General features: G+C 40.8%; 21 protein-coding genes and 1 pseudogene. 7 read left to right on the top strand and 15 right to left on the bottom strand.

Features of this window, described 5'->3' with window-relative positions:
- Positions 1-29: 29 nt before the first annotated feature.
- From C1A09_RS16745 to C1A09_RS10205, 4 genes and pseudogenes are all read left to right on the top strand, one after another.
- Positions 30-638 (top strand): annotated as a pseudogene (locus tag C1A09_RS16745) (DNA primase); the annotation flags it as partial.
- Positions 639-796: 158 nt separating this feature from the next.
- Positions 797-3,715 carry a chondroitinase family polysaccharide lyase gene (locus tag C1A09_RS10215; RefSeq protein ID WP_101543695.1) on the top strand — a complete coding sequence of 973 codons (2,919 nt, stop codon included), beginning with the start codon at positions 797-799 and terminating at the stop codon, positions 3,713-3,715.
- Positions 3,716-3,758: 43 nt separating this feature from the next.
- Positions 3,759-6,077, top strand: coding sequence for a heparin/heparin-sulfate lyase HepB (hepB, locus tag C1A09_RS10210; protein WP_101544218.1), 2,319 nt, complete (start codon positions 3,759-3,761; stop codon positions 6,075-6,077).
- 188 nt (positions 6,078-6,265) lie between these two features.
- Complete coding sequence (locus C1A09_RS10205; RefSeq protein ID WP_101543693.1) at positions 6,266-7,345, top strand: linear amide C-N hydrolase; 1,080 nt, start codon at positions 6,266-6,268, stop codon at positions 7,343-7,345.
- A 30-nt stretch (positions 7,346-7,375) separates the two neighbouring features.
- Here C1A09_RS10205 and folE read toward each other — a convergent pair whose 3' ends face one another.
- The 13 genes from folE to C1A09_RS10140 form a co-directional block, all read right to left on the bottom strand.
- Entirely contained in the window at positions 7,376-7,963 is a 588-nt protein-coding gene (folE, locus tag C1A09_RS10200; protein ID WP_101543691.1) for a GTP cyclohydrolase I FolE, read from the bottom strand.
- A gap of 40 nt (positions 7,964-8,003) precedes the next feature.
- Positions 8,004-8,462, bottom strand: a complete 459-nt coding sequence (locus C1A09_RS10195; RefSeq protein WP_101543688.1) for an SPOR domain-containing protein — start codon at positions 8,460-8,462, stop codon at positions 8,004-8,006.
- Positions 8,463-8,565: 103 nt separating this feature from the next.
- A complete protein-coding gene (gene tpiA / locus C1A09_RS10190; protein ID WP_101543685.1) occupies positions 8,566-9,321 on the bottom strand; it encodes a triose-phosphate isomerase in 756 nt (251 codons plus the stop codon).
- Between the two features lie 30 nt (positions 9,322-9,351).
- Positions 9,352-10,659 (bottom strand): BT_3928 family protein, encoded by a 1,308-nt coding sequence (locus tag C1A09_RS10185; protein WP_101544216.1) that lies wholly within the window; start codon positions 10,657-10,659, stop codon positions 9,352-9,354.
- Complete coding sequence (locus C1A09_RS10180) at positions 10,649-11,191, bottom strand: DUF1599 domain-containing protein (RefSeq protein WP_101543683.1); 543 nt, start codon at positions 11,189-11,191, stop codon at positions 10,649-10,651. The genes C1A09_RS10185 and C1A09_RS10180 overlap by 11 nt, the downstream gene beginning before the upstream one ends.
- Positions 11,192-11,309: 118 nt before the next feature.
- Positions 11,310-12,179: a M23 family metallopeptidase gene (locus tag C1A09_RS10175; RefSeq protein WP_101544214.1), complete on the bottom strand. Its 870-nt coding sequence runs from the start codon at positions 12,177-12,179 to the stop codon at positions 11,310-11,312.
- 233 nt (positions 12,180-12,412) lie between these two features.
- On the bottom strand, positions 12,413-14,509 hold the full coding sequence (recG, locus tag C1A09_RS10170; protein WP_101543681.1) for an ATP-dependent DNA helicase RecG: 2,097 nt from the start codon (positions 14,507-14,509) through the stop codon (positions 12,413-12,415).
- Positions 14,497-15,168 carry a 2-C-methyl-D-erythritol 4-phosphate cytidylyltransferase gene (locus tag C1A09_RS10165; protein ID WP_101543679.1) on the bottom strand — a complete coding sequence of 224 codons (672 nt, stop codon included), beginning with the start codon at positions 15,166-15,168 and terminating at the stop codon, positions 14,497-14,499. Before C1A09_RS10165 ends, recG begins: the two co-directional genes overlap by 13 nt.
- 1 nt (position 15,169) lies before the next feature.
- Positions 15,170-15,715 carry a DJ-1 family glyoxalase III gene (locus tag C1A09_RS10160; protein WP_101543677.1) on the bottom strand — a complete coding sequence of 182 codons (546 nt, stop codon included), beginning with the start codon at positions 15,713-15,715 and terminating at the stop codon, positions 15,170-15,172.
- A 14-nt stretch (positions 15,716-15,729) separates the two neighbouring features.
- A complete protein-coding gene (locus C1A09_RS10155; RefSeq protein ID WP_101543674.1) occupies positions 15,730-16,542 on the bottom strand; it encodes a cell envelope integrity TolA family protein in 813 nt (270 codons plus the stop codon).
- Positions 16,542-16,955 (bottom strand): ExbD/TolR family protein, encoded by a 414-nt coding sequence (locus tag C1A09_RS10150; RefSeq protein ID WP_101543672.1) that lies wholly within the window; start codon positions 16,953-16,955, stop codon positions 16,542-16,544. The genes C1A09_RS10155 and C1A09_RS10150 overlap by 1 nt, the downstream gene beginning before the upstream one ends.
- Positions 16,949-17,662, bottom strand: a complete 714-nt coding sequence (locus C1A09_RS10145; RefSeq protein WP_101543670.1) for a MotA/TolQ/ExbB proton channel family protein — start codon at positions 17,660-17,662, stop codon at positions 16,949-16,951. Before C1A09_RS10145 ends, C1A09_RS10150 begins: the two co-directional genes overlap by 7 nt.
- Positions 17,662-18,375: a pyridoxine 5'-phosphate synthase gene (locus C1A09_RS10140; RefSeq protein WP_101543667.1), complete on the bottom strand. Its 714-nt coding sequence runs from the start codon at positions 18,373-18,375 to the stop codon at positions 17,662-17,664. Before C1A09_RS10140 ends, C1A09_RS10145 begins: the two co-directional genes overlap by 1 nt.
- Before the next feature lie 104 nt (positions 18,376-18,479).
- On the opposite strand from C1A09_RS10140, the gene C1A09_RS10135 reads away from it, so the two are divergent.
- Together C1A09_RS10135 and C1A09_RS10130 are read left to right on the top strand one after the other, a co-directional pair.
- Positions 18,480-19,349, top strand: coding sequence for an NAD kinase (locus C1A09_RS10135; protein WP_101543664.1), 870 nt, complete (start codon positions 18,480-18,482; stop codon positions 19,347-19,349).
- Between the two features lie 141 nt (positions 19,350-19,490).
- Entirely contained in the window at positions 19,491-19,691 is a 201-nt protein-coding gene (locus C1A09_RS10130; RefSeq protein WP_101543662.1) for a beta-N-acetylhexosaminidase family protein, read from the top strand.
- Between the two features lie 201 nt (positions 19,692-19,892).
- Here C1A09_RS10130 and C1A09_RS10125 read toward each other — a convergent pair whose 3' ends face one another.
- Complete coding sequence (locus C1A09_RS10125) at positions 19,893-23,165, bottom strand: S41 family peptidase (RefSeq protein ID WP_101543658.1); 3,273 nt, start codon at positions 23,163-23,165, stop codon at positions 19,893-19,895.
- A 107-nt stretch (positions 23,166-23,272) separates the two neighbouring features.
- Positions 23,273-24,214 (bottom strand): malate dehydrogenase, encoded by a 942-nt coding sequence (gene mdh, locus C1A09_RS10120; RefSeq protein WP_101543655.1) that lies wholly within the window; start codon positions 24,212-24,214, stop codon positions 23,273-23,275.
- Positions 24,215-24,439: 225 nt separating this feature from the next.
- Here mdh and C1A09_RS10115 point away from each other — a divergent pair, with 225 nt between their 5' ends.
- On the top strand, positions 24,440-25,318 hold the full coding sequence (locus C1A09_RS10115) for a DUF8429 coiled-coil domain-containing protein (protein WP_101543653.1): 879 nt from the start codon (positions 24,440-24,442) through the stop codon (positions 25,316-25,318).
- The last annotated feature ends 70 nt before the right edge of the window (positions 25,319-25,388 follow it).

Below are 25,388 nucleotides of genomic sequence, written 5' to 3'. Positions count from 1 at the left end.
TAACCAGATATGAAGATGGTTCTTCTCTCCCACCGGAAGACGTATACGTTTCCTTTATCCCACAAGAGGGTAAGGAAGGACAGGAATTTTATAAATATGAACGACTGATACTCCAAATGATTGTACGTTACGGGGAAAAAATAATGTGCAATGTAACCAATGAAAAAGGACAAGAAATACCCGTCAGTGTGATAGAATATGTCATTAATGATTTAAAGGAAGACGATTTGGCCTTTCACAATCCGTTGCACAGACAAATATTGACAGAAGCCGCTTCACACATACATGACGAAGGTTTTACTGCTGAACGGTACTTTCTGGCACATCCGGATAACTCTATCAGTAAACTGAGCGTGGAACTTATCAGTAACCGTTATCAACTCAGTAAGTATCATTCCAAGAGCCAGAAAGTTGTAACTGATGAAGAACGTTTGTATGAGTTAGTTCCGATATTGATGATTAACTTTAAGTACGCCATTGTCAGTGAGGAATTGAGACACATGATGTTTGCCCTACAAGACCCATCCATTGCCAATGACGAAGAAAAATGCAATGATATCATGAAACGTTACAGTGAAATGCGGGAAGTACAAAGTATCATGGCAAAGCGTTTGGGAGACCGTGTAGTACTGCCCTAAACCGATATTTAGACATTACTAATATTGTTTTATACAAAAGTATCATTGTCTTGTATTTTAATTAGGAAGAAAAACACAAAATAAAAGGATACGATGCATATTCCACACTAATTTTGTTATCAGATAAATGTGACAAGATAAACTTTAGTTTATAACCTATGGAATACATCAGAAAAAAACTATTTATAGTAATCCTCATCATTGGTGGATTTCACTTGCAAGCACAAAGTTACTATAATTTTGAAAACGATGATGATTTACAAAACTGGAACATCAATAAAGGTACTCTATCCATAACTTCAGTCAAACAGAAACTCGGCAAGAAGTCATTGCACATAAAAGGACAACCGGGTACAATAATTACTATCGAACAGGCACGAGGACTCCCAAAAGCTAGCCGAAGTAATCAAGGTGGTATTACAACCTGGATATACAATGACAATCCTATCAAACAATATCTCATATTCAGTTTCACAGACCAAGAAGGAAAGGAAATATGCCGTCTGCCCTTCTCACTTCATTTCAAAGGCTGGAGATGTTTGTGGGCACAATTCACAGAGGATATGGATAAAGAAAAAGGAGAGATTATTTCAAAAGTCAACATACTGTTCCCAGAAGATAAACAAATCGGAAACATTTACTTGGATTATTTGGAATTCACGCCAAAAGTGCCTTGGCAGAAAATGTCAGACGCACAATACTGTGTGAACCGTACCGATTTCAGCCTGATACCGGATTTTCTAAATTATAGAAATACTTCTCCATACGTACCCACAACTATTAAAGCTAACAAAGAAGATATTGCTACCATCGAACAGCGACTGACCGATTGGTATTTGGGAAGTTCCGAAACACTTCAACATCCGTGGATAGAAAACCGACGGCTGAAAGAACAAGAATTTATAAAAACAGGTGTAACAGCCGGAAAAGAGATATGTATCGCTTATGACACACAACAAACACCTATCGGTAAACCGCTGTATCCGATGGCTTTTCCTACTTATATAGACAAAGAAGATATAACAAAATTCAGAGATATCAACGAGAAAATCCTGCTCCCATTGGCTTTAGACTACAAAATAAATGGTGATACAAAAAGCTTAAAGAAAGCACTTTATATTTACGATTATTTCTACGACCAAGGATGGGCAGATGGTAGTGGCTTGGGAACTCTCTGCTTCGAGAAACTTAGAAGTTCCGGCTATTTCCATTCCTTTTACTTACTGAAAGATAAATTAAATAAGAAGCAATTGGAACGGGAATTAAACACTTTACAGTGGTTCACCCTTTTCGGTATCTGTTATCAGGAACCGGAACACACGGGAGAAGTTGCTGACAACTTACGTGCATTGGCTCTACCTAAGCTAATTTACGCTTTATCATTGACCGATTCTAAAAAAAGAGAAATAGCTATGACCGCTTTTCGCAATTACATGAATAACGCCTTGAGTATAGCTCCCGGATTTTTTGGAACCATCAAAGCGGATTTTTCCGGCTATCATCATCGTGGTCCGTATTTCAGCGCCTACTATCCGCATGCACTCTATGCAGGGGCATTAGTGACATATCTATTGCATGATACCCCATATGCACTCTCTGAAAAGACAATGAACAATCTAAAGCAGGCTTTACTAGCCTTCCGTTTTTTCTGCGCAAACTTAGACTGTCCAGCAGGAACAGTAGGACGTTTTCCGAATAACCAACAAATCCTTGAAACCCTTCTGCCAGCTTTCGCATACGTTGCTCTATCTTATCCTACTCCCGACCGGAACTTAATAGCCGCATTTAAGAAAATAACAGAAGATGCCACCAACAAACAAGCTATCGACACTTATATCAATACCGTTAATTCTAATCTGACTTATACAAGCAGTATCGGAGAAGCAGAGCTTATGGCCAAACTTTCCACAATGAATATCGCTTCAGAAGAAACTCCTACAGGAGCCTTATTTATGCCTTATTCCGGCTTAATGGTGATTAAAAATTCTGATTTTCATTTCAATATGAAAGGTTTCAGCAAATATGTATGGGATTTTGAATCTTCAAGCTCGGAAAATTTAAAAGGGCGATATCTCTCCTACGGACAAATTGAATATTTCGACTTTAAGAACGGGCACCGTTCATTCAATCCCCGAGAAAAAGCTTTCAACTGGAACCATATTCCGGGAACAACCGTCAAGGTACTCCCCGATTCCCTCTTGACGGATAAAGGAGGTGCAAGTAGTGGACACCGAAACTTTTCGGACGAAACATTCCTGGCAGGCATAAAAGGAGGTCGGAATAATGCTTTATTCTCTTTCCGTATGCACGATATCACTTATGATAAATCTCTACGAGCAAATAAATCGGTTTTTGTATTCGATGATGTATTATTATGTCTCGGTTCGGATATCGCTTGCAATGACCTTAATCATCCGGTAGCCACCACTTTGTTCCAAGCAATCATGCCTGTTCGGAAGTTCAAGAAACAAGAGAAAATACTGAATGACTCAACCTTACTGTATGCTGTACAAAAAGGGAATATAAAGATTATGCAGAACACTCCGTTTACGACCGCTTATCTGGATCATTCCACAAATCCTGTATCCGACAGCTACTTGTACTATATTCTGCCATTGAAAGAGAAAAGACGGGCGCAAGAACTTCTTTCTGAGAGAAGCCCCATCCGCATCATTAAACAGAATAATGATGCACACATTGTCATACATCAGGAAAAAAGAACAATTTTTGCAGCTTTGTTCAATCCTCAAGAAACGTACGAAAATCTCTTGGTGAAACAGGTCAATATCCCACTAGCCTATATTCTTGAAGAGAACACAGAAAAGAACCTGACTCTATCTATCTGCGAACCTGATATGCGTAGAACTTCTCACGAGCACATGGGACTACTGACCGAAAAAGATGTGATAGAGCAAGAAAAACCTTTCAATACGACTCTTATACTGAAGGGTGTTTATACGGCTTACTGCCCCGGAAAAAATGTAGTGGTGTTACCTGATACTAAAAACAATGAAACCCAAATAACCATTTCAACCGTTCGCGGTGAGAATTATGACATCCAATTACAAAAGAAATAAAAGTGTAAACAATCACTCATACTTATTAAAAACAATACGCAACATGAAAAAAAGCATTCTGTTTATGACGAGTTTTATCTTCATACTTTCCTTTGCCATCCAGGCACAGGAAAAGAATGAAGTGATATGGGAGAAAATAGATGATGTCACCATCCCTGTTCCTCCAAAGGTACACCCTAGATTGTATCTACTCTCATCCGACCTGCCGGAGTTAAGACAGAGGATGAACAATTCGCAAATAAAGAAAACCCTGGAAACCATGAAAAAACTGGGGAAAGACCGTACACCCGAAGAAGAAGCCAAGGCTCCGGCAAAAGATGGCTTCCGCTATTATGCAGAAATGCGTGGAGTAACGACACGTGTACAATTACAGGCCCTCGACTATCTAGTATATGGTGATAAGAAACAGGCTCGAAAAGCCATTACTGCAATGCTGGATACTTTACAGAATACCAACTATGGCAAGAAAGGAGATTTGTCCCGAGCTAGTGGTTCTATGTTGATGTGTGGTGCTATGGTATATGACTGGTGTTACGACCAAATGAAAGAAAAAGAAAAGAAAGACTATATAAAATCATTCATACGTATAGCCAAAACCATGGAATGTGGCTATCCTCCACACAACAATGAACCGATTGCAGGTCATTCCTCTGAATGGATGATTATGCGTGACATGCTTTCTGCCGGGATTGCCATCTATGACGAATATCCTGATATGTACAACTATGTCATCAAGATGTTCTATAAAGATTATATTCCTGTACGCAATTATGTTTATTCAGGACATAATTATCATCAAGGAACAAGTTATGCAAACGTACGTTTCAGTAATGACCTTATAGCTCAATGGATATTGTCACGCATGGGAGTAGATAAGGTGTTCAATCCCGCACAACAATTTGTATTATACGACTTCTTGTATAGAAGACGTCCAGACGGACAAGTGATGCCTGCAGGTGATACCAACCCAAACCGAAGATACAGTCCTTCGTATGGACTGCCCGCTATGCTTGCCTACAGTTTCTATAAAGATGGTTATCTGGCTTACGAATACGAGCGCAAGCCCAAAGTAGACAATCATTGCCTTATTTTTGACATCCTTTGGAGAGACCTCACCGTAGAGTCTAAATCACCTGAAGACCTACCATTGACACGTTATTCCGGCACTCCTTTCGGATGGATGATAGCCCGTACAGGATGGGGAACAAACAGTGTAATAGCAGAAATGAAAATCAACGAGCATTTCGTGGGTAATCACCAACATCTGGATGGGGGAACTTTCCAGTTATACTATAAAGGGCCTTTGGCCATTGATGCCGGTGCTTATCAGGGAAGTTCGGGAGGATATAACAGTCCGCACAACAAGAATTTCTTTAAACGTACCATTGCACACAACTCGTTGTTAGTCTACAATCCTGATGAAAAGTTTGCCTGCTGGAACTACGGTGGAGCAGACAAGACGGAATTCGCGACCAATGATGGTGGCCAACGTATGCCGGGCGACCGATGGGAAACTTGTCGTTCATTCAAAGATTTGTTAAGTAAAGATTATACCACAGGACAAGTATTAGCACACGGAATGGGTAAGAACACTCAAGCTCCGGACTATTCTTATCTGAAAGGCGACATCACACAGGCATATACAAACAAAGTCAAAGAAGCGAAACGTTCTTTCGTTTTCCTAAACCTTAAATCGTCCCAAGTACCTGCTGCCCTCATTGTATTTGACAAAGTAGTATCTTCCAATCCCAAATTCAAAAAATTCTGGTTGTTACATAGTATTGAAGAACCAAACATCGAAGGTAATCGTTTCATCGTGAAACGTACCAAGAATGGTGATACTGGTATGTTACAAAATCAGGTATTACTACCCGAAGCGAACAATACACATATTGAAAAGGTAGGCGGACCAGGAAAAGAATTCTGGGTATTCGGTACCAATTACCCCAATGATGCGCAACCCGGGCGACCCGACGATGCCAACGAACGTGGTGCATGGCGCATAGAAGTATCACCTGTTATACCTGCTACAGAAAACTACTTCTTGAACGTAATGCAAGTAGCTGACAACAACTGCCAGCAAATGAACGAAGTGAAACGAATTGATGCGAAACGTATTATAGGTGTACAAATTGCCAACCGTGTAGTTACCTTTAGTAAAAATGGCGAACCTGTTTCCGGAAAATTCGATATAACTATAAATGGCAATCAAACCATGCAGTTTGTTCTTACTGACCTCGTTTCGGGAACCTGGCAAATAAAAAAAGACGGAAAAGTATATATATCTGCTATGGAAGTTCGTTCAGACGACGGTATCCTCAACTTTGAAGGTACAGCAGGGCATTATGAGTTTCTCAGATAATCATTATATCCGTTTATGTTATTGATATAATAAAAGTAATACTTTCAAAAAGAAGTGAACTCCGAAAGTTTAATAAAACATTTTTGGGGTTCACTTCTTTTTGAAACATTCTCTGAGAAGTCAGAAAACAGTCTTATATACCAAACTTATTCTTTATAAAACTTGTTATTAATGAAAAACAAGTTTGTATGAAACAAAAATTATTCATTGTATTATCGATAGCTGTTCTATTTGTTTATTCTTCTCAGGTAAATGCCTGTACAGGAATTACTTTGAAAAGTAAAGACGGTTCTACCATCGTAGCACGTACCATAGAATGGGGAGGAAGTAACTTGAACAGTCAATATGTCATTGTCCCACGTGGATATAGTGAACAATCTTATGTTCCTAACGGAACAGATGGTATGTTTTTCACTGCTCGATACGGATATGCCGGACTGGCGGTTGAACAAAAAGAATTCGTTGCAGAAGGATTGAATGAAGTGGGGCTTTCAGCTGGTTTATTCTATTTTCCAGACTATGGCAAATACGAAAATTATGATGTGACTTTAAAAGATAAAAGTATAGCAGATCTACAATTGGTAGCATGGATATTGGGACTATGCAAAACAGTAGAGGAAGTAAAAGAAGCTGTATTAAAAGTACATATAGTCCATATCGATCCACGGGCTTCAACCGTACATTGGAGATTTACAGATACCTCCGGAAAACAACTTGTACTTGAAATTATTGATGGAAAACCTCATTTTTATGAAAACATATTAGGAGTACTTACCAATTCACCAGGGTTCGAATGGCAGATTACAAATCTAAACAACTACGTTAATCTCTATCCTGGGACAGCACCTGTACAACAACTGGATAATATCAAATTATCTTCATTCGGTGCAGGAAGTGGATTTTTAGGCATTCCTGGTGACGTGACTCCTCCTTCACGTTTTGTACGTGCTGCTTTTTATCAATCTACCGCTCCGCAACAAGAGACATCCCAAGAAACCGTATTTCAATGTTTCCAGATATTGAACAACTTTGATATTCCAATTGGTATAGAATTTACCTCCGGAAAAATCCCTGTAAACATACCAAGTGCCACGCAGTGGACTTCGGCCACAGATATGAAAAATCAAATCATATACTACCGTACGATGTATAATAACTTGATCAGAAGTATTGACTTGCGTACAATTGATTTTTCAAGAATCAGTTATCAAGCCGCACCACTGGACAAAACAAAGAAACAAAACATAGAAATAATAAAAGTAAAGTAAAATCCAGGTATATCCTTAATTCCACCATAATTACGAATTATGCCTTATCAGGTTCATAAACTCCTCACGTGTCTTTGCCTGATTAAATGCTCCAGTAAAATCAGATGTTGTGGTAATAGAATTTTGTTTTTCAACACCACGCATCTGCATACACATATGTTTAGCCTCTACAACAACCATTACGCCCAAGGGATTTAGAGTTTCCTGAATACATTCTTTTATCTGTAGCGTCATACGTTCCTGTACCTGCAGACGATGAGAAAAGATATCCACTACACGAGCAATTTTACTTAAACCGGTAATATAACCATTAGGAATATAGGCGACATGAGCTTTTCCATAAAACGGAAGCATGTGGTGTTCGCAAAGTGAGAAGAAATCAATGTCTTTCACTATGACCATCTGGCTATATTCTTCCTGGAACTTAGCAGAGCGAAGTACCTCATGTGGATCCATAGTATATCCTCTGGTCAGTGACAACATGGCTTTTGCTACCCGTTCCGGCGTTTTCAATAATCCCTCGCGCCCGGGATTTTCACCTAATAAAGCAAGAATACGATGATAATGTTCTTTTAATTCATCCAATGAAGGAGATATAATTTCTTCTTTTCCTAACATGAGGGAGGTTGATTACTTATTACAAATTAGACTTTGAATATTAAAGCGGAATATTAATTTGGTCTTTCACTATAGATACTTCTTTGAAAACGCCAGTTGCACGCAATTGACGCATCATAGCATCAGCTTCTTCTATACTGCGAAAATCACCTGCACGACACAGCCAACGAGGTGGAGCAAAAGATGTATAGACCGTCAGATCAGGAAAGTATTCCTTAATACGGGTAGCAACAGAATAGGCTTCATTTTTAGCTTGACGTGTATTATTACCGGCATATACTTGCACACGATAACCCGAACTCTTAATCACTTTACGATCCTCAGAACCGCCGGGAATATACTCTGAACCAATCAATGCCTCAATACGGGCATCTTGATGAATAGTCACTTTACCTTGTCCCGATACATTACGCTCCAGACTTTTCACAATGTTATTCTGTGCAACAGAAAAACTTGCAAAAACAAAGCAGGCAATTAAAAATAAACCAAGCTTCTTCATAAATTGATAATTGATAGTGGATAATCGAATTTAAAAATGAATAGAGCGATAATTGACAACTGATTACTCAATTATCAATTATCAACTCCTCATTATCCATTAATTAATTGAATGCATCAATGATACCCTTGAAATCAGCAACTTTCAAAGCAGCACCACCAATCAAGCCACCGTCAACATCCGGATTAGCAAACAGTTCTTTTGCATTGGAAGCCTTACAACTACCACCATAAAGGATAGAACAATTTTCAGCAACTTCTTTTCCATACTTTTCAGCAACAAGTGAACGAATGAACGCATGAATTTCTTGCGCCTGAGCAGCTGAAGCAGTTTTACCTGTACCAATAGCCCAAACAGGTTCGTAAGCCAAAATGATCTTAGAGAAATCTTCTACAGACAGAGAGAATACAGATGCCAACTGAGCAGCAACGACTTCGTTTTGCTTGTTAGCCTCACGTTCTTCCAAAACCTCACCGATACAGAAGATCGGAGTCAAACCATTAGCCAAAGCCAATTTAACTTTCTCTGCCAAGATTTCTACTGTCTCGTGATAATAAGCACGGCGTTCCGAGTGACCGAGAATTACATACTTAGCACCTGTAGAAGCAACCATCGCGGCAGAAACTTCACCCGTATAAGCTCCAACCTCCTTGTCTGCACAGTTTTCTGCACCTACACCAATCTTAGCTGCATCTACTAACGGAGTTACAGATGCCAGGTGGATAAACGGAGTACAGATGATAACATCACAGTTCGGTTTTTCATTCGCCAATGTTTCATTTAGTTCTTTTGCAAGAGCAATACCCTCCTGGAGGGTTTTGTTCATTTTCCAGTTTCCTGCAACAATGTTCTTTCTCATTTTGTTTTTTATTTATTAAAAGGGTTAATATTACTTTATCACCTTATCACTTTTTATATTTCTTTTCCATTCACGGCGTTTTATTACCAGTATATCCACACAGATAACCATCGTTAAAGGAACAATAAACCACAACAATACATATCCGATGGTATGCCAATCATTTTCCAGTTTCTGTTGTCCTAATTCTATCTTATCAAGGCTATCAGTCAATACATACTCATCAGGCAAACGGGTATCACTCCATTTATTTAATATGACACCATCTTTTATCAATAATAATCCAGGGTTGGAACGGATAATTGTTTTTAACGTAATATCATCCATTTGGCAGAAAGGATATTCAGCACCGGTCTTCTCACGCCAAGAATCAATTTCATCTTCAGGTGAAGATGTCAAAGCATAAAAACCATATCCATGCTCTACACTATAATCATAGATTTCATTAATAAGATCGATATTACTGTCATCCGCTTCTTCAATACGATGGGCAACCAACAAGAAAGTGTATCCTTTATCCAGCAACACACTATCCGTTATATCTTCTCCCGTTTCCAGACTCATCATGGAAAAATCGTGGATAGGCGGTTCATAACCTTTCTCTTTCAAGATAGTACGCGTTTCTACAAAAGTCCATGTACTGTCCGGATAGTTTTCCAATGTAAACTTCTGCTTCTTCCCCTCTTTCTCCAAGATAAAATAACTTTCAAAAACACTAGGCTTAGCCCCTTTTGGTATCTCCATGGATGATTGAATATCAGTTCCTATCTTATAGGGACGAAAATCCAATATCGGCAAATATTGCAAACAATAAAAAGAGAGTGTAAAGACAAAAAGAAAAGTATACATAGAAACCATCCACTCCATCTTCATTGTTATAAAACGAACAATTTGTTCTCGTCCTCTGAAAATAGATATGGCAGCAATCAACAATATAATATTTTTGCCGAAAGTCTGCCAATTTGTCAATACCCAAACATCACCAAAACATCCACAATCGGATACTGGATTTGCTAACGCCAAATATAGCGTCAATGGAGTCATTACACACATCAAGAGAAGAGCCAGAGTAGAAGCTATCTTTCTGCGTATACCAAAGAACAAAAAAATACCGACACAAAATTCTATCGCCGATAGAATGATAGCAATAAGTAACGGCAAATATTTCGGAAACCAAGAAATAACACCAAAAGCCGTCAGATAGTCTTGTATCTTATAAAAAGAACCTAACGGGTCAACTGCTTTCACAAATCCGGAGAAAATAAACAACACTCCCAAGATAAAGCGGCATATATTCACCCAGACCTTCCAAATAATATGTTTCTTATCAGTCTCCAAACTCAATCTTTATCAAACCGAATACGGAATAATTAATCATATCCATGTAGTTGGCATCTACACCTTCTGAGACTAAAGTCTGTCCCGACAAACTTTCAATCTGCTTTGTACGATAGATTTTCATCAATATCAGATCTGTATAAGAGCTGACACGCATACTACGCCAAGCCTCATCATAATCATGATTTTTTGCAAGCATCAAGTCCAAAGAGGTCTTGGCATATTTGTCATATAATAACTTGGCTTCTTCATTTGTAATATCAGCAGATTCAGCATAACCAAGTTCTAATTGTATCAAACCAATAATCCCATAATTAACAATAGCAATGAACTCCGAACGAATACCTTCGTCCACCAACGTCACACCCTTGGTTTCAATACTTCTGATTCGGTTGGCTTTAATGAATATCTGATCGGTTACGGATGCCGGGCGAAGAATGCGCCATGCAGGACCGTAATCATGAAGTTTCTTAGAGAACAAGTCACGACATACAGCGATGACATGTTCAAATTGTTGCTTGGTATCTTTCATATCCTTACAAATAGACTGCAAAGGTATGAATAATTAAAGAAAAAAGAAAAGGGGGCACTCTAAATTATATTAAAGTCCCCCTACTTATAGAGATTGTTTACGTTTTAAGAAATCTGTTTTATGAACAACGCAATACTTGTCCCGGACGCAAAATTGTTTTACGCGTTATACGGTTCAATTTGCAAAGTTTGTCAATACTTGTTCCCTGACGGATAGCAATACGCCCCAAAGTATCACCTTTCTTTACCTTGTAGAACAACCCTTCACCCGAAGCCATGCTACGCGCCGTACTAGAACTACCTTTGGTTTTATGGAAAGTATAACTATCGGCAACTATATCTTGCTTTTCAAAATCGAACATTAATGCAGGATTGATAGGAATTCCCAGAAAACGGGTTTCAAAGTGAAGATGCGAACCGGTAGAACGTCCGGTATTACCTCCTAATGCTATCGGTTCCCCGGCCTTAACCAACTGATTGATTTCAACCAATTGCTTCGACAAGTGACCATAAACAGTTTCCAATCCATTATCATGGCGAATAACAACATATTTACCGTATCCACGACGACCTTGATTTTTAACGATACGAACCTTACCGTCAAAAGCCGCACGAATTGTATCTCCGACATAAACCTTTACATCCAGACCATAGTGCGCTCTTCTTCTGCGAGGACGATAGCCGAATACATCAGTAATACGATTATGTTCAGTGGGCATGTGGAAACCGGTCAAATCAAACGTATAACTTTCGGGGACAATAGCATTACCGTAAGCCTGTACAAGTTCGTTGTTCCAGCTCGGATACAAATCCAATCCCGGATACAAAGACTGCTCTACACGTATCTGTTTCTGTAAAGCCAATGAGTCTACACTTTTAAGTTTTCTGTCGATGGGAGCTTGACGGGCAATCAAGTCTTGCGAGAAAGAGTTCAAGCTGACCATTGCCATTGTTGCTAATAAAACTGTTTTAATCCAATTAAAATTCATCTGTTTCGCCATTCATTTTGATATCCGCATCGAGATATCCAAATTTATTTTTCAAAAATTCTCCCAAAGGTAACATTTCTCTCCCAAAAACAGTGTCTATCATTAACGATTTTTTAACGAGCAAGTAAAGAATTAGAGCACAAATATTACCTTAATCCCTTATAAATAGGGAGAATGCACACTAATATGTTTTACAACATAAAATGTAAATAAAGCGTATGTTTAACCGTTTTTTAGCTGATAGCCGCCCAATTAACGTTTGTTTTTCGCAATGCTTTCAACTGTCGCCACAAGATTTCATTTTCCGGGAGCGTTCCATTAGGATCCTCATCGACAACTGCCTGCGCTATGCCGCGAACATATTGTAATAATTGTCCGTCACGAGCAATATCGGCTATCTTCAAATCAAACGCAATACCACTCTGCTGTGTTCCTTCCAAATCACCTGGACCACGTAATTTCAAATCAGCCTCGGCTATTTCGAAACCATCATTGGTACGCACCATTATTTCCAAACGTTTTCGGGTATCTTCCGCCAGCTTATACCCTGTCACCAAAATACAATAAGACTGCTCCGCACCACGTCCTACCCGGCCACGAAGCTGATGGAGCTGAGATAGGCCGAAACGCTCCGCATTCTCTATAATCATCACCGAGGCATTGGGAACATTTACTCCTACTTCGATGACCGTAGTTGCCACCATAATCTGTGCTTCTCCTGAAACAAACAATTGCATTTGGGCATCTTTCTCAGCAGGTTTCATCTTTCCATGAACCTTGCAAACCTTACAATCCGGAAATTCTTCACAAATATGCAGATAGCCTTCTTCCAAATTTTTCAAGTCAATCTTCTCACTTTCCTTTATCAACGGATAAACAATATAAACCTGTCTGCCCTCCGCTATTTGTTTGCGCACAGAGTTATACAGACTCTCCCGCCGATTATCAAACTGATGTATCGTAGCAATCGGTTTTCTGCCCGGCGGCAATTCATCAATGACTGATACATCCAAATCGCCGTACAGCGTCATAGCCAATGTCCGAGGAATGGGAGTAGCCGTCATTACCAATACATGAGGCGGTTGCACATTCTTAGTCCACAGGCGAGCACGTTGAGCCACACCAAAACGGTGCTGTTCATCAATCACCACTAAACCCAATGAAGCAAAATTTACGGTATCTTCTATTACGGCATGTGTACCTATCAGAATTCGAACGTCTCCAGTCAACAATCCGGAAAGAATCGCCTCCCTATGTTTTCCTTTAATAGAACCAGTCAACAACTCTACTCGAATATCCATTCCATAAAGTAGTTCGCGAATGGTTTCGTAATGTTGATTCGCCAATATCTCAGTAGGAGCCATCATACATGCCTGATATCCGTTATCAAGAGCAATCAGCATACTCATCAATGCAACTAATGTTTTTCCACTACCTACGTCTCCCTGCAACAAACGGTTCATCTGTTTACCCGACCCCAAATCCCAACGTATTTCTTTCAAAACACGTTTTTGGGCACTAGTCAGCTCAAAAGGAAGATTGCAAGAATAAAATGTATTGAAAACCTCTCCCACTTTTTCAAAGATAAAACCACTATATTTTCGTTGCCGGTCTTTAGCATAACGGAGAATATTCAATTGAACATAAAAAAGTTCTTCAAACTTCAATCTATATTGCGCTTTACGCAACATATCAGGATTAGTAGGAAAATGAATATTTATCAGAGCATCTGTGAGTGAAATTAAATGATGTTCTGTCAGAATAGCAGGAGAAAGGGTTTCAGGCAACGGTTCTTGCAACTGCTGCACAATATTCTTCATCATCTTCTCAATCGCATGGGAATTGAGAGAACTCCGTTTCATTTTCTCCGTTGTATTATAATAAGGTTGCAACCCCATAGACGACAGTTTCAGTTCCGAAGCGGGATCAATATCAGGATGCGCAATATTAATTCTCCCGTTAAAGACAGAAGGCTTGCCAAATACTATATACTCCTGATGTACCTTATATTTTCCTATCAGATATTTTATTCCCTGAAACCATATCAAGTCTACCACTCCAGTTCCATCCGAGAAATGGGCAATCAAACGCCGCTGGCGTCCTTCGCCTGCCGTTTCAAAACCTAGAATTTCCCCTTTCAGTTGTATATAGGGCATTGTACCGTCAATCTCCAGAATATAATAAATACGGCTGCGGTCTACATATTTATAAGGAAAATAATACAATAAATCATGGAAAGAACAGATATTCAATTCCTTATTGAGTACCGAAGCACGCTGCGGTCCGACACCCGACAAATATTTTATGTCACGCGTAGCTAAATCAAACATGAATCCAAGAGAGCAGCAGCTATTTTTAAATCGAAAGGAGTGGTTATTTTAATATTCTCACGATTACCGGCAGTCAGGAAAACAGGAACTCCCAAAGCTTCCACGACCGAGGCATCATCCGTGAAGCGAGGAGAATAGGGTTGTTCGTATGCACGCTTCAACAGCTCTGCATCAAAAACCTGGGGTGTCTGCACTAATTTATACTCATCACGACTGACGGTTCGACTTTTATCGGCATCCAGATGACGTACAGTTTCTACTATATCTGTCACAGGAATCACCGCTTGCTTTTCTATTGCCAATGCATAACAACGGGTAATCACCTCCCGGGCAACGAACGGTCGTACCCCATCATGCACACCAACCAAACCGGGTGTCTTTACCAGTTTCAACCCGCTTTTTACCGAATGGAAGCGTGTCCTCCCCCCATCTGCAATGCTATGGGGCAATAAAAAATGATGCTTCCGGCACAATTCAGACCAATACGCCTGCTGACTGCACGGAAGCACCAGTATAATTTGTATCTCCGGATTACAGGTATAAAAAGCTTCTATCGTACGCATTAATACAGGTTTTCCTCCTATCGGGAGGAACTGTTTGGGGAGCTCTCCTCCCATGCGCAAACCTTTTCCACCGGCAACTATCAGAGCATACTCCATTTTATACACACATTGCTTCTTTCAACTCCTGCACTTTTTCTTTACCTTGCAACAACTCCACCACGGCTAGAGCAAATTCCATAGCAGCCCCCGGCCCTTTACCGGTAATGATATTACCATCTCTTTCCACAAGTGCTCCGGTACATTCCGCACCTTCCAGATATTGTTCAAATCCCGGATAACAAGTTGCCTTCTTACCCTTCAACAATCCCAACTTGCCAAGTACCATGGGGGCGGCACAAATCGCAGCAATCGGTTTCTTTTCTTCGGCAAAACGCAAAACAAGTCTACGCAGTTCATCACATTTTTCTAAAGTAGCAGCCCCCGGCATACCACCCGGAAGCAATACCAGCTCCGCATCAAAGAAATCGCAATTCACCACGTTCCTATCACAAAGCACCGGTACATCATGAGCTCCTGTCACTATTTCATCAGGGGTTACTGTCACCATTTCCACATTCAAGCCTGCACGTCTCATGACATCAACAGAAGTGAAAGCTTCAATTTCCTCAAATCCATCTGCAAAAAATACATAGACTGTACCCATAATTATTCCTCCTCTTATTTTAAATTAAAATAATATGTTATCGTTCCCGTCTGATTGTTCAAACCACTCACTACATTAAAACGCGCTTTTTTTGCAGCATCTTCCGCAGCTTTCCTCAAAGCGGGATTTACGGTATTGGTTTGCCGGTTTATACTTGTTGCAATTACCTGTCCCGCAGGATTTACGGTGATAGTAACCACAACCCTGCCTTCATCCTGCACATTATACACCGGTCGTGGTAAACCGCCTTCACCTATAGAACGTCCACCCAGATTAAATGTTCCATAACCTCCGACTCCTGAAGTAGAACCACTATCTGAGTTACCTGTAGGGCTACCCTGTATACCGGTTCCTTCCGTATTACCTTTACTACCCATCTGCGCACCTTTTCCAAAAGCGCCTGCAACACGTTTACGGGTAGCCTCTTCAGCCGCTTTCCGTTCTTGTTCGGCCTTTTCTTCGGCAAGTCTCCGAGTCTCCTTGGCTTCCTCAGCAGCCGTTTTTTCTGGTTTCTTCACCTCTTTTTTCTTCTCCTCAGCTTTCGGTTTTATGGCAACGGTTTCTTCATCTTCCTGCGTAATCATATTTTGTTCCATCGTCTCCTGCACCTCAGGGGCAACTTCTTCAGGCATCACATCAACTTTTACTAAAGAAGGGTCAGCACTGCCCAACGCATCAGGCACCTCTCCCAACATCACAGGAACGCCACCCTCTTCAGATTGTTCGGGCAACGTAAATCCAACCAAAATCAAAAGGGCAATAAAAGCGACATGCACCAATAGCGCACCCACCATTCCTATATATTTTCCTTTCTTCTTCTGATCCATTATTTTCCCTCCGGCGGACGGGTAGCCAACACCATTTTGAAATGATTTTCATTGGCTATATTCAATACTTTAACGATTTCTCTATAAGGCACCGCCTCATCAGCATACAGCGCCACATACATTTCCGGTTCTTTCTCCGCACACGACTGCAAGAAAGGAGTCAATTCATCCAGCGTCAACGACTGTTCCTTGTCATTACCGAATGCAGCATAGAAATTCAGATCTTTATCAATAATAACTCTAGTCAGCGGCTTGGCAGAGGTTTGCTGTTTACCCTGCGGAAGCAATACCTTTATAGCATTGGGTGATACAACCGTAGACGTAATCATAAAGAAAATCAATAGCAGGAAAATAACATCCGTCATGGATGCCATACTGAAATTAGGCGATATTTTAGCTCTCCGTTTTAACATGGTTCGTTCAATAAATCCATGAATACCATTGTCTTAGCTTCCATTTTATTCACTACGCCATCCACCAAAGTTACCAAGTAATTGTAGGCAAACATAGCGATGATCCCCACTATCAAACCACCTACCGTAGTAATCATGGCTTCATAAATACCACCGGAAAGCAAAGTGATATCAATATTATTACCGGCATTCGCCATTTCGTAGAAAGCGCGCACCATACCCGTCACAGTTCCGAGAAATCCAATCATCGGAGCACCTCCCGAAATGGTAGCCATAATCGTCAGCCCCTTCTCCAGTTTTGCCACCTCAATGTTACCTACATTTTCAATGGCAGCCTGCACATCATTTACCGGACGCCCCAAACGACTGATACCTTTTTCAATCATACGGGCCGAAGGTGTATTAACACTACGGCAATAAGCAATAGCCGCCTTTATTTCTCCACCCAAGATATAATCCTTAATTTTATCCATAAACATCGGATCTTCCTTACCTGCCTTACGAATTACATAATTTCGTTCAAACAGGATGTAGAAACAGACAACGGACAACAGCCCGAGAACAATCATAATCCATCCACCTTTAATGGCCATACTCCACAAATTCATTTCGTCGGGAGTCCCAACAGGAGTAAGCACCGGATTGCCACCGGCAATCGAATCGGTCAAAGCCGAAGCCGCTTGAAACAATAACACCATATTCATCATCAGCGAAGACAATTTTTATATTCTTGAATAGTACGTTCCAATCCCAAATACAGAGCATCACTGATCAACGCATGACCGATAGAAACTTCATCCAACCATGGAATGTTCTGATAGAAATAGTTCAAATTTACCAAACTCAGGTCATGACCTGCATTCAAACCCAAGCCTAAACTACGGGCAACCTTCGCAGCTTCCACAAAAGGAGCTACCGCAGCTTCTTTGCCTTGGAGGTAAGCAGTAGCGTATGGTTCGGTATAGAGTTCCACACGATCGGCACCAGCCTTCGCGGCATACTCTATCATTTCCGCATCGGTTGATACGAAAACAGAAGTACGGATACCCGCATTATTAAATTCATCCAGAACCTCTGCCAAGAAACTTTGATTGGTTTTTGTATCCCATCCGGCATTTGAAGTCAATTGTGCAGGAGTATCCGGAACCAACGTAACTTGATGCGGTTTTACTTTCAGAACCAAGTCGATAAATTCCGGTGCGGGATACCCCTCTATGTTAAACTCCGTACGTAGCAACGGACGCAAATCATAAACATCGCTTTTACGAATGTGCCGTTCATCAGGGCGCGGATGTACCGTTATACCATCAGCACCAAAACTTTCACAATCCAACGCTACCTTAACCACATTCGGGACATCGCCCCCACGTGCATTCCTCAACGTTGCTACCTTATTAATATTTACACTTAATCTAGTCATAATTCGGTCTATAGTTTGGGGCAAAAGTACAAATAATAGCGATATGTTGGCAGCATTCTGAGAAAAAAATAGCATCTTTGCGCATCACAATAACAGAATTCACTATGAAATTTGCCATATTTGGAAATACTTATCAAGCCAAAAAATCATCCCATGCCGAAAACTTGTTCCGCTTGTTGGAACAACACAAGGCACAGCTCTGCGTGTGCCGTGAATTCTATCAATTCCTGACTTCGGATTTACACCTCAACATTCCCCCTGCCGAATTGTTTGATGGTGATGACTTCTGTGCCGACATGGTTATCAGTATAGGCGGAGACGGTACTTTTTTGAAAGCAGCCAGTCGTGTAGGTAAGAAAAACATTCCCATTCTCGGTATCAATACAGGTCGTCTGGGGTTTCTGGCTGATATCTCTCCCGAAGAAATGGAAGAGACTTTTGACGAAATTTATAACAACCACTATAAGGTAGAAGAACGCAGCGTGCTGCAACTGAAATGCGATGATGAAAACCTGATGAAGTCGCCATACGCACTCAATGAAATTGCCGTTTTGAAACGTGACAGTTCATCCATGATTAGTATCCATACCGCCATCAACGGCGCACATCTCACAACCTACCAGGCCGACGGTCTGGTAATTGCCACTCCTACTGGTTCCACCGCTTATTCGCTTAGCGTAGGCGGTCCTGTTATTGTACCACACAGTAAGACCATTGCCATCACTCCCGTTGCGCCTCATAGTCTGAATGTGCGTCCCATCGTCATCTGTGATGATTGGGAAATCACTCTTGACGTGGAGAGCCGCAGCCATAACTTCCTGGTAGCCATCGACGGTCGTAGTGAAACATGTAAGGAAACCACCCGTCTGAATATTTCACGGGCAGATTACAGTATAAAGGTTATTAAACGTTTCAACCATATATTCTTCGATACGCTTCGTAATAAAATGATGTGGGGTGCAGATGTGAGATAACCCCAGCCCGGACTATCGCTCCAAGATTCGTTAACCTTTAAATACTACTTTATGAAAAAGAACTTCTTCACTGGAAATCTCCGAAGTATACTCTACTTTTGGAGTTTGACACTTGCGCTGAATATTTTTGCATAAGACAATTTGTCTGCATTATTACCTTACCCCAACCACATCGAACAACGGGAAGGCACTTTCTCCATATCGGCAAACGAACAGATTGTTATCAATTCCGACGAACTGATATTTGCAGCCAACGAATTGCAATATATCTGCAACCAATGGTTCAGTATCGAACTACCAACCGGGGAGAGCGGAAAAATCAGGCTGATACTCAATGAATAATTTGACGGGAAAGAACACTTTGCCGATAAAGTGGCACAACCGTGCCAATAAGGTGGCACAACTTTGCCACAACATTGGCACGGTTGTGCCACCTTATTGGCAACACTTAATTCTATAACAACAATGGGGCTGTCCTTTATCGGACAGCCCCATAAACAGTTTTTCAGTCATCTATATATACGGATCACCTGAAAATCCCTTTTATTTTTTCTTCGGCAACTGTTGCAGTAAACAATCTACCGCTGTTTTCAGTTGGGTATCATTTCCCGTTATGGCATCTTCTGGTGTATTATATACCAGTATATCAGGTTGCAAAGTGTGATTTTCCAGATAATTTCCTTGCATATCCATACAACCTACTTGAGGAATACCGAATACGATGCTAGAGTCAATCTGGCGCTCCCACCAAACGGCAGTCATGGTTCCAGCAACAGGAGTACCTACCAACTTGCCGATTTCCAATGCCTTGTACACAAAAGGAGTGCCGTGTGCATTACTATAATTATCTTCACAAACCAGCATACAGGAAGGTTTTAACCATTTATTGAACGGATCACTGCCGATATACTGCCCGCGCGGTACAAAACGCTGATACTCTTTTCCGCTAAGTAAAGTAACGACATCGTCATGGAGCCATCCGCCACCATTATGACGTACGTCTACCACAACCGCTTCTTTATTGCGGTAACGTCCCAAAAGTTCGGAATAGATTTTCCTGAAGCTCGGACTGTCCATACCTTTGATATGAACATAACCGACGCGTCCACCGGAAAGTTCTTCCACCTTCTTACGGCAAGTTTCTACCCAACGTTTATAAAGGAGTTCATTCTGTGCACCATAGGAAATAGGTTTGATAGTTTCTTCAAAGCGTTTCTTTGTATCGGGATTATAAACAGAAAGAATGACTTTACGATTGACCTTTCCTTCCAATAACGGGAAATAATCAGCACCTGCTTTTATAGCAACACCATCTATTTTCTCAATGATACAACCTGGAACAACATCTGTTTTTTTCCTCGTCAAAGGACTTTGGGCTATAATCTCTTTAATTTTCAATCCCTCACCGCTATAAGCGTCATCATAGAATACTCCCAAAGCGGCTGTGGGCAATGCGTCTCCCCAAGCGGAATAGCGTGCCCCCGTATGGGAAGCGTTCAGCTCACCCAACATTTCACTCAACATCTCAGCAAAGTCATAGTTATTATTGATATATGGCAAAAAACGCTTATAGCTTTCTTTAAATCCGTTCCAATCGGTACCATGCAGGCTTTCCACATAGAACTTGTCATCCACCTGCCGCCATACATGATCAAAAATATACTCACGTTCATCATACGGACGATACTCAAAGAATGCCTCAAATCCTATCTGGGTAGTTTTTCCACCACCGATTTCTATTTTTTTCATTCCCCCACCACTGCAAAGATAGATGTTTTTTCCTTCTTTGTCAGGCTGTAAGGCGCCACCGCCTACACCCTTCAGGAATATACTCGTAGTATTTTCTTTCAAGTCATGTTTCCAAAGGTCAAAACCTCCTTCGAAAGCAGCCAGATAGTAAAGGGCGTCACCTTTTGGAGTAAGCAGGGCATCACCCATATGTGAAGAATTGACAGTGAGACGTACTATACGGTCAAAACGGTTCTCCAAATCGAGTTTCAACGGTTCTGCTTTCTTGTCCTTTTCGGTATCATCTTTTTTTCCGGACTCTTGTTTATCTCCTTTTTTCTTGGTTTCCTTTTTGTCTTTTTTATCCTTTTCTTCCTTCTTAACTTTCTCGGCTTCTTCCAACAATGCCAAATCTTCCTTATTCATAAGGAAACGGTCGTAGGCATCAGCATCGAAGAACATGATGTAAGTATCGAACTCCGCTCCCCAACTACCATGGCTACGGTATCCGGCACGGTCACTTCTCCATATCATGGCCTTTCCACCCAATACCCACTTGGCACGACCGTCGGTATATCCGCTCTCGGTGAGGTTTACCATTTCGCCTTTTCCATCGGCATGCAGAAGAACGACATCCTTATTGTTCCATCCCCCAACACCGATGAAGTCCGCAAGAATCCATTTGCCGTCCGGACTCCATTGATACCATTGGTCACCGTCAGAATAGGAATACTGATATTTGGCATCCATCACGGTACGCACCGCTTTACTCTTCAGATTAATAATACGGATAGCGGTACGGTTTTCCAAAAAAGCGACTTCCTTTCCATCCGGACTATATTGTGGTTGGAAAGAAGTCAGTTTTGAATTAGTCAATCTTTCTTCCTTCAAATCCGTGGCATATGCAAAAAGTTTCTCCTCTTTACGCACAATGGTAGAGGTATAGAGTTGCCAAAGCCCGTTTCGTTCAGAAGCATAAACCAGAGAACGACCATCGGGAGCAAAGTCGATATCCCGTTCTTGGCAAGGAGTATTTGTAATCTGCTTAGTAGTTTTATAATCTACAGAAGTTACATAGACATCACCACGCAAAATGAAAGCAACTTCTTTTCCACCTGGAGAAACCGCCATTTCCGTAGCTCCATAATTTCTAATCTGGCGGATAAGATCTTTATCGGTTTTATCGGAAACAATATTCACATTCACTTTCTGCGGTTTTCTACCAACTGTCATCGTATAGATTTCTCCATCATAACCATAGCAAAGCCTACCGTCGTTTGCCATACTGAGGAAACGAACCGGTTGCTTGGTGTGATAAGTGACTTGTATAGCTGACGAAGTACCGGAAACACGTTGATAAACATTGAACGTTCCGTTCTCTTCACTCAAATAATAAAATGACTTGCCGTCGGCAGCCCATACGGGCTCGCGGTCTTCGCCCTCAAAAGTGGTTTGCCGCTGATAGAGCGGCTTCTTACCCGGAGTGTACATCCATACGTCACGCGCAATAGGTGATTTTTGGTGTTTACGCCAATAATCTTCATAACCTTTTTTATCCTGATAGAGTATCACACCATCTTTGTTGACAGAAATGTGCTCCATCGGTATGGACGAAAACAGGACAGGACGCCCTCCTTTCGTCGAGACCTGATATATTTGTTTGAACTGTCCGTTGGAAGGGAAAGTAATGCTCTCGGCAGCAGGCATGATGTCTGCAGAAAACAAAACGTGACCGGTATCGCTGAAAGCAACAGGTGTTTCACTTCCGGAATGGGTCGTCAACCGACAGGGTTCTCCCCCGTCCTTGGAAACAAGAAAAACATCCAGACTTCCCATACGATCGGATGCAAAAGCAATCTGCTTACTATCAGGACTCCATACCGGTGCTGTATCGTATGCCGGATTGGTAGTAATTTGCAGCGCTCGTCCGCCTGTGGTAGGGACGGTATAAATATCACCTTTATAAGTGAAAGCAATAGTAGTTCCATCAGGAGCAATGGCACAATTACGCAGCCAAAGTGGAGATTCTTGCGCATAAGTAGTAACAGTAAAAAAAAGAGCAGCAATAGATAATTGTATTTTCCTCATATTAATTTGATTTCGGTTTTCTTTTATAACAAGATAATGAAAAAACCTCACGACTTTCTATAAAGAAAGGTTCGTGAGGTCTACTTATTTTTCCAAGTTACCCTCAATTAGAGAGCACCTACTTCTTTCAATGCAGCATTTGTCTTATGAACGGCAGCGGCGCTGGCAGCAAATTTAGCTTTTTCATCAGCGGTCAGTTCCAATTCAACAATTTTCTCGATACCATTCTTACCAAGAATTACAGGTACACCGATACAGATATCTGATTCACCGTATTCCCCTTCCAAATATACAGAGCAAGGAATCATCTTCCTTTGGTTGTGAATGATAGATTCTACTACATATGCACCAGCAGCACCCGGAGCATACCAAGCAGATGTACCCAACAACTTAGTCAGAGTAGCCCCTCCCACCATAGTAGAAGCTACTACTTCGTTCAGTTTCTCTTCACCTAACAATGTGCTTACTGGTTGACCTTTGTAAGTAGCTAAACGAGCCAACGGAATCATAGTAGTATCACCATGACCACCAATAACTATACCTTCCACTTCGTTGGCGTTGCAGCCCAAAGCCTGAGACAAGAAATATTTGAAACGGGAGCTATCCAAAGCACCACCCATACCGATGATGCGATTCTTAGGAACACCCAAAGATTTCAGTGACAAATAAGTCATAGTATCCATCGGGTTAGAAATAACTACAAGAATAGCATTGGGAGAATATTTCAAAATGTTCTGCGCAACCGATTTAACGATACCTGCATTTACACCAATTAATTCTTCACGAGTCATACCCGGCTTACGGGGAATACCTGAAGTAATAACAACAACATCGGAGTTAGCAGTCTTTTCATAATCGTTGGTACAACCTACAATAGTGGTGTCGAAGCCCAACAGTTGAGCAGTCTGCATCATATCCATTGCTTTACCTTCCGAAACGCCTTCTTTCACATCCAGCATTACCACTTCGTCAGCCACTTCATTAAAGGCCAACACATTAGCGCATGTAGCACCTACGTTACCTGCACCTACTACGGTTACTTTTGACATAATTTCTAAAGTTTTTTTGTTTAATAAGTGTTCTTTTAAAGATGCTACAAAAGTACAACGACATTCCTAATTAAAGAAATTTTTCCGTAATAATTTTAGTTAAATGCACATTTAGTTACTGATTAGTGATTAATGATTAATGATTAATGATTAATTTTGCCAACGATTAGGATGGTGACCAATTATCTCCCATCATTAATTATTAAACATTAATCATTAAAAAAGATGGCGACTAATAAAAATACGCTCCAAATTGTTGTCGGGAGTCTTTTGATACTATTATTGATAGTAGTAACTGTACTATTTGTTTTCGAGAAACAGTCCAAGAATGAACTCGTTCAGGAATTCGAGTTAGAAAAGGAAGACTTGGAAAATCAATATACAGACTTTGCAAAACAATATGATGAATTGAAACTAACCGTTTCCAATGACTCTCTTTCCGCACTACTGGAACAAGAACAGTTGAAGACACAACGCTTGCTGGAAGAGTTGCGTACAGTAAAAAGCAGTAATGCAACCGAAATACGCCGCCTAAAAAAAGAATTGGCAACGTTACGTAAGGTTATGATTGGTTATATCAACCAGATAGACTCTCTGAGCCGCCTGACCACTCACCAAAAAGAAGTTATCGCAGACGTTACGCGGAAGTATAATGACGCTTCCCGGCAAATCAACAATCTTTCCGAAGAGAAAAACACCTTAAATAAGAAGGTAACTCTTGCCGCCCAATTAGATGCAACGAATATCAATATTCAAGCTATCAACAAGCGGGGCAAGATTGCCAAGAAGGTGAAAGATATCGTGAAATTCAAAATCAACTTTACCATCGTAAAGAATATTACTGCAGAAACCGGTGAACGCACGCTTTATATCCGTATCACAAAGCCCGATAACGATGTATTGACCAAAAGCGCTTCCAACACTTTCCAATACGAAAACCGGCATTTGGTATATTCCATTAAGAAATACATTGAATATAACGGTGAAGAACAAGATGTTACAGTCTATTGGGATGTAGAAGAATATCTATATGCAGGTGTCTACCGTGCAGATATTTTTGCCGATGGAACGCTTATCGGATCACAATCATTCAATTTAGATTAAAAAAGGTCTAAATTATTTTGCAATATCATTGAAAGCCTATACATTTGCATCGTTGTTTATGCAATTATTG

Origin of the sequence: Bacteroides cutis (genome assembly GCF_900241005.1) — a bacterium.
Classification (GTDB): domain Bacteria; phylum Bacteroidota; class Bacteroidia; order Bacteroidales; family Bacteroidaceae; genus Bacteroides; species Bacteroides cutis.
Note: the sequence above shows the minus strand (reverse complement) of the source record. Positions and strands in the feature narration are given on the sequence as shown.